This window comes from Kocuria atrinae, assembly GCF_039531425.1.
In the GTDB taxonomy this organism is placed as follows: Bacteria; Actinomycetota; Actinomycetes; order Actinomycetales; family Micrococcaceae; genus Kocuria; species Kocuria atrinae.
In genome coordinates this window covers 39,174-48,006 of sequence record NZ_BAAAQA010000011.1, presented here as the reverse complement: position 1 = coordinate 48,006, position 8,833 = coordinate 39,174, and the positions used below count along the sequence as shown (strand labels likewise).

Below are 8,833 nucleotides of genomic sequence, written 5' to 3'. Positions count from 1 at the left end.
CGCTTGCAGTTCGCCACCCCATACGAAACCCTCGAAGAGTACCTGTTGCAATGACCCGTTGAATCCGCCCGGTGAAATGGGTTCTAATGACCCTTGAGGTGCGTCCAAGGGTGCTTATGACACCTGAGCGGTCGGCTGGTCGCGGTTGGTGCTGAGCGAGAATCTGCCATTTCCATGTTTAGTCATGTAAATGACGTTTCTCCTAGTCGGCAGCTCGTAACAATGATGTTTATAGGTCTCTTTTCGGCTTTTACTTCCCCCAACCCTTGATCCTCGTGGGCCCTAGTGCCCACACTCACTGGAGAAGACATGAGTGGGGCGCTCATGCAGGTCAGGGGGCAGTGTGGGGGAAGACTCTAATACGAGTGCGACCTCGACCCATCCAGGTCGATGGCGAAGAAAAACCATAGATACCATCGGAGTCCTCGGCGCTCTTGTGGGGCTGATTACCGGTGTTCCCAAGATTCCCGAAGTCTTTGGATATTCCGGGTGGAACTTACTTCCTGATTCCCCACCCATTCTCAACCTGTTGTCTCTTGTGCTGCTACTTTCCGCATGCGTATGTCTGTTCCTTCATCACAGACAGAAACGACAACCCGGGAGTGCGCGCACCAGGAGATTTCTCATCGCGTTCATCTCCTTATTCGCGGTTGGCATCGTTCTAGCGGCCGTATCCCTGTTCTGGCCCCCACCATCAGGCGGCAATTCGAGTGACGAGCGGACATTCATCGAGAGCGTCCACCCGGCTCCGGAGAGATACCAAGTTCAGCGTGACGGCAGCACCGCAACCGTCAGTGGCGTGGAGATGCAGGCGAAGTCCTGCCCCCAGGAGTCCTCGTCATTTGACATCACTGCGCTTGAGCAGGGCGACAGAGTGAGCTTCTCGCTTAAAGGCTATCCCGGTGACAGTGCATCCGGATCCTATGCGGTCACCGCCCAGGGCGCAGGAATATCAGAAAACTATCGGATATCCGACGGCGCAATTCAGCGAATTCAAGCGACCGCTCGGGAAAAAGGCGACTTGAACATCACCATTTCCGCTCAGCATCGTCCAGAACTGGGTTCTTCCTGCAATGCAACCAGTGAAGTTTTAGCGATAGACGACGCGATCCTCAACTAACAGACCCATCCCCTCACCCATAGGAGCTACAGATGCGTTCACGTTCGACGGCCGGTGCCGGCCTGGCCCTAGCCTGTCTGCTCGCGCTAACCGCCTGCGGGGGCGGCGGCTCATCCGACGATTCCGGTAACGAAGAACCTGCCGCAGTCGAGTCCACCGCTGAAGCTGCAACCGCGAATGAGATTCCCGATCTCGTGGGTATGGATCAGTCCAGCGCAGAGGAGCAGCTGACGGAGCTGGGTGTGCGGTTCGATTCCAAGGTGGAGTCCTCGTCTGAAGACGCTGGACAAGTGATTGCGCAAGATCCCGAGGAAGGCACCCCGGTCGGAGGCGATGGCCCTCAGGTGACACTCACAGTCGCCGGGGACCCGCCGGCTGTTCCCAATGTCATGGGCTCTTCCGTTGATGACGCGCGCCGAGACCTTGAGAAGCTCGGATTCACCGTTGAAGAAACGGATGTCTTCGCGCCGGATGCGCCCAACGGTGAAGTAGTCGGGCAGGACCCCGAGGCGGGCGACAATAATGCTGCCACCGTGACCTTGGAAGTAGCGCGCCCGCCCCAGAGCATGCCTTTCAAGGACACTAAACCCATCACATCCGGTGGATCTTCCGGCCCCCAGACCGAAAGTGCGGAAATCGGCAACGTGGAATATGCCGAAGCTTGGGTGCTCGAGTCCCATAGTTCGTTCAATAGGTCGTCGAACGAGTTTGGCGTCAATCTCGCCGGGGATTACAGCGAGGTGGAGGGCAAGCTCGGCATCAATACGTCCTTGAGCGATACTTCCTGCAAGGCCACGGTGACGTTCTCGAATGAGCAGGGCAGACCGCTGGGGGAAAATACATACAACGTCACGTTCTCAAACCCCGTTGATGTGAAGTTCTCCGTGGCCGACGTCATTCGACTCAATATCGATGCCCGCCTGAACGCAGACCAGGGTGACTGCAGCTTGGTGTTCGGCGACTTCCAGGCGACCGGGCTGAAGGAAAGCTCCTCGGATTCGACGGGCTCCTCGTCATCGGCCAACCCCTCGGAGAGTGCTTCCGAAGAACCGAGTGAATCCGCCTCCCCGGAGAGCACGTCTTCCCCGAGCAGTCAGTAATTCAGTCACGGAGGAACATCCAAGGCGCCGGTAGCGCCTCCCCCACCATCTAAGGGGCCGCTAGAACCTTCTCGCAAGGCGGAAAGGGTTCTAGCGGCCCCTCAGGTGCGAGCCATGGTTCCAGCGCCACCTCAGATGCACCCCGTACACACAGCGCACTCCTGTCACCCAAATGTGGGGAAAAGTGGTTGGCCACCCTAACCTGGAAAGGTTGCTGACCGACTACCCCCGCAGGAGTCCCCGTGTCTTCCAGTAGTAAGCGGCCGCCCAATCCAGCTGATTCACAGGCCGATCCTTCGCCACCTCGTGTGGATGTTCGCAGGCCAGCGAGCCGCATGGACGCCACGCGTTCGTTCCTGAGCGAGATCAGCTACCCCCACAACATTCACCCGGCGTTGGTGCCCGGTGTGTCCGTGGATGACCAGAAAGTCCGCTACGGCGTGGACAAGCTGGTGGTGGGTGTGGCCGGTGCGCTCATCGTCGGGTTCATCATCTGGGGCATTCTGGCCACGGAATCACTCACGGCGGCTTCCACCGCTGCGTTGAACTGGACCATGGTGAACATGGGCTGGGTCTTCAATGTGCTGGCCATCGGCCTGTTGCTCTACCTGCTGTATGTGGCGCTCTCGAAGTACGGGCGCATCCCGCTGGGTCTGGACAATGACAAGCCCACCTACTCCACCGCCTCGTGGGCGGCCATGCTGTTCGCCGCGGGTATCGGTATCGGCATCATCTTCTTCGGCCCGTTCGAGCCGATGACCTACTTCCTGTCTCCGCGTCCCGGGTCCGCTGATCCCGCCACCGTGGACGCCATGACCAAGGCCGCCGCGCAAGCCGCCCTGCACTGGGGGCTCAATGCCTGGGCCATTTACGGTCTGGTGGGTGTGGCCGTGGCCTATGCGTCCTACCGCCGCGGCCGCGTGCCCCTCATGAGCTCCGTGTTCGCCCCGTTCTTCCGCAACGGCAATACGGACAACACCGCGGGCAAGATCATCGACATGCTCGCCATCATTGCCACGCTGTTCGGCACCGCCGCCTCGTTGGGTATCGGCGCATTGCAGATCGGTCGCGGCGTGGAAATTTTCGCGGGACTGGGCCCCACGGGCAATAACGCGGCCCTCATCATCATTGCAGTACTGACCGGCGGCTTCATCGCGTCGGCCGTGTCCGGCATTGCCAAGGGCATTCGCTGGCTGTCCAACATCAACATGGTGCTGGCCGTGAGCCTCGCATTGTTCTTCTTCATCGTGGGCCCCACGGCTTTCCTGCTGAACTTCGTGCCGTCCGTGGTGGTGACCTACTTCGGTGAGCTCCCCGACATGTTGTCCGCGTCCATGGCGGACGGTGAAGACATGCAGGCGTTCCTGTCCTCGTGGACCACGTTCTACTGGGCCTGGTGGGTTTCCTGGGCGCCCTTCGTGGGCGTGTTCGTGGCCAAAATTTCCCGCGGCCGCACCATCCGCCAGTTCATCCTGGGCGTGCTGTTGATCCCCTCGTCCATCGTGGTGCTCGCGTTCACCGTGCTCGGCGGAACCGCGATCCACCAGCAAATGGAGTCCAATGCCATTGCACCGGACGGCACCGCAGCCACCCTGCCGGCCCCGGAGGAAATCTTCTTCGTGGTCCTGGACGGGCTACCCGGCGCAGGAATCATGGCTGGCATCGTGGTCATCATGCTCGCGATCTTCTTCATCACCACGGCGGATTCCGCCTCGGTGGTGGCATCGCAGATGTCCCAGCGCGGCAACCCCGAGCCCAAGAAGACCGTCACGGTGTTCTGGGGCCTGTGCATGGCCGGCATCGCCGTGGTCATGCTGCTGGTGGGTGGCCAGAACGCGCTCACGGGCCTGCAGAACATGATCACCGTGACCGCGCTGCCGTTCACCGTGATCATGTTCGGAATGGTGGTGGCCTTCCACAAGGATCTGCGCCGCGACCCCATGATCATTCGCGAGAAGTATTCCCGCTGGGCTATCGACAAGTCCGTCCGGCACGGCATCGACGAGTACGGCGATGACTTCACCCTGTCTATCGAGCGTGCCTCCGGAGACAAGAGCAAGTGGGCCGCGGGCGCGGACTTCGATTCCACCGCCCCCGAGGTCACCGACTGGTACCAGCGCACGGACGAGGACGGCAATCCCGTCCCGTACGACTACGAGACCGGCGAGTACACGGAGGAGAACGACGTCGTCACGACCAAGGACGATTCCGAAAAGTAGCCGCAGCAGCACAACGCGCCGGCCTCCCTTCGGGGAGACCGGCGCGTTTTTCGTGTGGCGTTACGACGACGCCGCCCAACTAGCCGCCTGCGCCGTGCGCCTTGGCCGGGCGGTACAGCATGAGGGCCTGGGACACCTTGCGGGGCGTGGGGCGGGTACCTCGCGACATGCGCACCACATCGCCTGAAGCTCCCGCTGCGAAGATCTTGGAGGATTCACGGCGTGATTCCCGCTCGCGGTCCAGTTCCTCCGACAGCTCCGTGACGCGTGACTGCAGCGCACGCACCTGGTTCTCCAGCTGCATGATCCGCTTGATGCCCTCCAGGGACACGCCCTCCTGGGACAGTTCCTGGATCTGGCGCAGTTTCTCCACGTCCAGCTGGGAGTAGCGGCGCGCGCGGCCCGATGCTCGGGAGGGCGTGACCAACCCCATGCGGTCGTACTGCCGCAGGGTCTGGGGGTGCATGTCCGCGAGCTCGGCAGCCACCGAGATCACAAAGACGGGCTGTGTGAAATCAAGTGCCATGTCACTGCGCTGCCTTCTCACTCAAGCCGGCGCGGGGTTCGAAGGACTCTGTGGCCTCCGCGAACGCGGTGACCGCTTCTTGAGCCTTCTCGTCCAACGTATCCGGCAGATCGATCTGGACCGTGACAATCATGTTGCCGGTCTTCCCGCCGGAAGTGAACCCTTTTTCCTTGACGCGGAACCGTCGACCGGAGGATGTCCCGGCGGGAATCCTCACATTCACGTGGTTTCCGTCCAGGGTGGGCACCTCAATGGTGGCTCCGAGCGCGGCCTCACCCACGGTCACCGGCACGGTGACCGTGACGTTCTGGCCGTCGCGGGCGAAGAACGGGTGATCCTGGACCTTGATGGTCACGAACAGGTCGCCGTTACCGCCCGGGCCGGAATGGCCCTTGCCGGACACCTTGAGACGCTGACCGTCCTTGACGCCCTGCGGCACGCGCACCGTGGTGGACTGGCCGTTTCCGCGGCGCAATTTCACCGTGGTGCCGTTGTAGGCCGAACGCAGCGGGACGGTCGTGGTGGTGTGGATATCCTCGCCCTTGGCGGGCGGGCCCTGGAAACCACCGTAGCCACCGGCACCGCCGAAACCTCCCGGGGCCCCGGTGCCGAAACGCGTTCCGCCACCTTGTCCGCCGAACTGCGCGAACAGGTCCTCGAATCCCGCACCGCCGGACGTCGAGTAGCTCGTGCGGCGACCGCCGCCTCCACCACCGAACATTCCGCCGAACAGATCCTCGAAGCTTGCGCCTCCCGAGGCGCCCCCACCGGGGGCACCCGCGCTGAAGCGAGCGCCGGAACCCATGGCCCGGATCGCATCGTACTGTTCACGTTCTTCGGGGTCCGACAGCACCGAATTGGCCTCGGTGATGTCCTTGAACTTTTTCTCCGCGGCAGCATCACCGGCGTTCTGGTCCGGGTGATACTTACGGGCCAGCTTGCGGTAGGCCTTCTTGATGTCGGCCTGGGATGCGTCCTTGGAGACGCCCAGGATGCTGTAGAAATCCTTATCGATCCAGTCCTGACTGGCCATGACGCCTCCTTTCCTTTAAAAGCTTGTGGTCATTCAGTCGATTCAGGGCGGGTCTCGTCATGAAGACCCGCCCTGAATCACTCAACTCAATTTACGGCTGCGCCGCAACGGCTACCTGTGCGGCGCGAACCACACGGTCACCAATCTTGAAGCCGGACCGCAGCACCATGGACACGTGGTCCGGTTCCACCTCATCGGTGGGCTGCTGCAGTACCGCCTCGTGCACGTTCGGGTCGAAGACCGCCCCCACCTCGCCGAGTCGTTCCAACCCCTGACGGGTCAGCGTTTCCTCGAGCTTGGTGGCGATGGCCGCGAACGGCCCGTCCGTGAGGTCACCCGCCTTGCGAGCGGCTTCGATGTCGTCCAGAACCGGCAACAGCGCGGTGATCATGTCCGCGGACACGAAGTCCCGCAGCTGTTCCTTCTCGCGGTTGGTGCGGTTCTTGAAGTTCACGAACTCCGCTTGCAACCGACGGAGGTCATCAAGACGCTCGTTGGCGAGCCGTTCCGCGGCATTTTCACCTTCCGGTGCGGTGTCCTCGGAGGTCGACGACGCCGCATCGGCGGCTTCCACGCCCTCGGACTGCGGGGTGCCGAGGATGTCATCCACGGTCAACCCCGGTTCGCCCTGGGACTGCGCTTCGCCGGTCGGGTTCTGAGCGGGCTGCTCCGGGTCCTCCTCCGGCACGGACTGGCCGTGGCCCTTGGTGTTCTCGGAATCGCTCATGCTCACTTCTTTCCGTTGTCTTCATCGTCGACGACCTCGGCGTCAACGATGTCGTCGTCTTCCTTGGGAGCCTCGCCCGCGTCCGCAGCGCCGGCATCTGCCGAAGCGCCGTCGGCCTGAGCCTGGGCGTACAGGGCCTCACCGATCTTGGTCTGCGAGGTCTGCAGCTTGTCGAAAGCGGTCTTCACGGCGTCGTCGTCTTCGCCCTCGAGCGCAGACTTGACGGCGTCCACGTCTGCCTGGACCTCGGACTTGACGTCCTCCGGAAGCTTGCCCTCGTCTTCCTTGAGCAGCTTCTCCACGGAGTAGGCCTGCTGCTCAGCGTTGTTGCGCAGATCAGCGGCCTCGCGGCGCTTCTTGTCGGCCTCGGCGTTGGCTTCGGCGTCCTTGACCATGCGGTCGATGTCTTCCTTGGAGAGGGAAGTACCACCGGTGATGGTCATGGACTGTTCCTTGTTGGTGCCCTTGTCCTTGGCGGACACGTGCACAATGCCGTTGGCATCGATGTCGAAGGTGACCTCGATCTGCGGCAGGCCACGCGGAGCCGGTGCGATACCGGTCAGCTCGAAGGTGCCCAGGTTCTTGTTGTCACGGGTGAACTCACGCTCGCCCTGGAAGACCTGAATGGACACGGAGGGCTGGTTGTCCTCAGCGGTCGTGAAGGTCTCGGAACGCTTGGTGGGGATGGCCGTGTTGCGCTCGATGAGCTTGGTCATCACACCACCCTTGGTTTCGATACCCAGGGACAGCGGGGTCACGTCGATCAGCAGGACGTCCTTGCGGTCACCCTTGAGCACACCGGCCTGGATCGCAGCACCCACGGCCACGACCTCATCCGGGTTCACGCCCTTATTGGGGGCCTTGCCGGCCATGTCAGTCACCTTGTCAACCACGGCGGGCATGCGGGTGGAGCCACCCACGAGCACCACGTGATCGATGTCAGAAACCTGGATGCCTGCTTCTGCGATGACGTCCTTGAAGGGCTTCTCGGTCCGCGCCAGCAGATCCTCGGTCAGTTCCTGGAACTTGGCACGGCTCAAGCGCTCGTCCAAGTGCACCGGGCCCTCGGGGGTCACGGACAGGTACTGCAGAGAGATGTTGGTCGAGGTGGCCGAGGACAGTTCCTTCTTGGCCTGCTCAGCGGCTTCCTTCAGACGCTGCAGAGCGATCTTGTCCTTGGACAGGTCCGCGCCGGTCTTGGACTTGACCTGCTGAAGCAGCCAATCCACGATGCGCTGATCCCAGTCGTCACCGCCCAGGCGGTTGTCACCGGCTGTGGCGCGCACCTGAATGGTGGAGAAATCATCCTCGTCCTTGCCAACTTCCAGCAGGGAGACGTCGAAGGTACCGCCACCGAGGTCGAAGACCAGGATGAGCTCGTCTTCCTTGCCCTTTTCCAGGCCGTAGGCCAGAGCCGCAGCGGTGGGCTCATTGACGATACGCAGCACGTTCATACCGGCGACCTCGCCGGCTTCCTTGGTGGCCTGACGCTCGGCGTCGTTGAAGTACGCGGGAACAGTGATCACGGCGTCCGTCACCTTGTCACCCAGGTAGGACTCCGCATCCGCCTTGAGCTTCATGAGCGTACGGGCCGAGACTTCCTGCGGGGTGTAGGTCTTACCGTCGATCTCGGTGGACCAGTCGGTGCCCATGTGGCGCTTGACCGATGCGATGGTGCGGTCCACGTTGGTCACTGCCTGGCGCTTGGCGACGTCACCCACCAGGGTTTCACCGTCCTTGGAGAATGCCACGACGGAGGGGGTGGTGCGGTTGCCCTCGGCGTTGGCGATCACGGTGGGCTCGCCGCCTTCGAGAACAGACACCACGGAGTTGGTAGTACCGAGGTCAATACCTACTGCACGAGACATTGAATGTCCTTTCCTTGACTGTGTTGCATCGGGATTCGCCTGCTGGGCGAGAACCCGCAAGATCAAACTTGAGCTTTCGTGACTCAAGTCTGCCATATGAGCGTCAGATGTCAAGTTAAGTTGAGCCGACCCCGCTCAAGGCTCTGGATGGAGGGTCGGCACCGTAATATTCGGGCAGTCTGGCTAATCACCGAGAACTCGATACAATCGTGTGTTTGCGCGCGCGGATCTTATCGGCGC

7 protein-coding genes are annotated in these 8,833 nt (G+C 61.9%); 3 read left to right on the top strand and 4 right to left on the bottom strand.

Annotated features, from left to right (window positions below):
* The first annotated feature begins 343 nt into the window (after positions 1-343).
* The 3 genes from ABD283_RS05615 to ABD283_RS05605 all read left to right on the top strand — a co-directional run bounded on the left by ABD283_RS05615 (position 344) and on the right by ABD283_RS05605 (position 4,439).
* Entirely contained in the window at positions 344-1,120 is a 777-nt protein-coding gene (locus tag ABD283_RS05615) for a hypothetical protein (RefSeq protein WP_344224009.1), read from the top strand.
* Positions 1,121-1,152: 32 nt separating this feature from the next.
* A complete protein-coding gene (locus tag ABD283_RS05610) occupies positions 1,153-2,220 on the top strand; it encodes a PASTA domain-containing protein (protein WP_344224008.1) in 1,068 nt (355 codons plus the stop codon).
* 335 nt (positions 2,221-2,555) lie between these two features.
* Positions 2,556-4,439: a BCCT family transporter gene (locus tag ABD283_RS05605; protein ID WP_344224011.1), complete on the top strand. Its 1,884-nt coding sequence runs from the start codon at positions 2,556-2,558 to the stop codon at positions 4,437-4,439.
* Positions 4,440-4,518: 79 nt separating this feature from the next.
* Here the strand turns inward: ABD283_RS05605 and ABD283_RS05600 are convergent, their stop codons facing one another.
* The 4 genes from ABD283_RS05600 to dnaK all read right to left on the bottom strand — a co-directional run bounded on the left by ABD283_RS05600 (position 4,519) and on the right by dnaK (position 8,593).
* Entirely contained in the window at positions 4,519-4,965 is a 447-nt protein-coding gene (locus ABD283_RS05600; protein ID WP_344224007.1) for a heat shock protein transcriptional repressor HspR, read from the bottom strand.
* A gap of 1 nt (position 4,966) precedes the next feature.
* Positions 4,967-5,998, bottom strand: a complete 1,032-nt coding sequence (locus ABD283_RS05595) for a DnaJ C-terminal domain-containing protein (RefSeq protein ID WP_344224006.1) — start codon at positions 5,996-5,998, stop codon at positions 4,967-4,969.
* Between the two features lie 91 nt (positions 5,999-6,089).
* Positions 6,090-6,731 (bottom strand): nucleotide exchange factor GrpE, encoded by a 642-nt coding sequence (locus ABD283_RS05590; RefSeq protein WP_344224005.1) that lies wholly within the window; start codon positions 6,729-6,731, stop codon positions 6,090-6,092.
* Entirely contained in the window at positions 6,728-8,593 is a 1,866-nt protein-coding gene (dnaK, locus tag ABD283_RS05585; protein ID WP_344224004.1) for a molecular chaperone DnaK, read from the bottom strand. Before dnaK ends, ABD283_RS05590 begins: the two co-directional genes overlap by 4 nt.
* Between the last annotated feature and the right edge of the window lie 240 nt (positions 8,594-8,833).